General features: G+C 64.5%; 1 protein-coding gene. It reads left to right on the top strand.

Features of this window, described 5'->3' with window-relative positions:
* Positions 1–90: 90 nt before the first annotated feature.
* On the top strand, positions 91–327 hold a 237-nt coding region (locus A3728_RS19695; RefSeq protein WP_150120902.1), incomplete at its 3' end, for an ATP-binding cassette domain-containing protein.

The raw sequence follows: 327 nt of genomic DNA, 5'->3' as shown, positions 1-327 counted from the left end.
ACGGACGGTCCCCGGCATATGCCCGGGGGCCGGCTCCCGGCGCACGTCGCCATCCAATCAAATCGCCCCGAGGGGCCCGAAAGCGGACCAATGACCGGATTATCCATACAAGACCTGTCAATGCGCTTCGATCTGCCCGGTGGCGGTGCTGTTCAGGCGCTCAAGGACGTGTCGCTCGACCTGAAGGAGGGTGAGTTGCTCAGCGTGCTCGGCCCCTCCGGCTGTGGCAAGACGACATTGCTCAACATCGTGGCCGGTTTTCTCGCGCCGACCGAAGGCCGGATGACGCTGAATGGCCATGAGATCCACGGCCCGGACGCAGAACGC

Source organism: Sulfitobacter sp. HI0040, assembly GCF_001634885.1.
GTDB lineage: Bacteria > Pseudomonadota > Alphaproteobacteria > Rhodobacterales > Rhodobacteraceae > Sulfitobacter.
The sequence above is the reverse complement of the archived record's forward strand: the minus strand, read 5'-3'. Positions and strand labels throughout refer to the sequence as shown.